A 277-nucleotide genomic window follows, 5' to 3' on the forward strand; every position below is an offset into this window, starting at 1 on the left:
GTAGCCGGGATCATCCGCCATGTAGCCGATGGTGTAGATGTGCACCATCAGCGACACGGAGGTCACCACGACCATCATCATGGCCGACAGCGGATCGATCAGGAAGCCGATTTCCAGCTTGGTCTGGCCGATCAGGCTCCAGGTGTAGACCGCGCCGTCAAAGCGCAGGCCGTTGAGCACGTCGCCCAGCACCACCACCGAACCGATGGCGGAGATGAGCACGCCCAGGATGGTGATGACGTGCGAGGCGCGGCGGCCGATGGGACGGCCCAGGAAG

General features: G+C 63.9%; 1 pseudogene. It reads right to left on the reverse strand.

Features of this window, described 5'->3' with window-relative positions:
- A pseudogene (locus tag ACYYG1_RS17395) lies at nucleotides 1-277 on the reverse strand (NADH-quinone oxidoreductase subunit L); the annotation flags it as partial.

It is taken from the genome of Desulfocurvus sp. DL1XJH-121 (assembly GCF_054819825.1).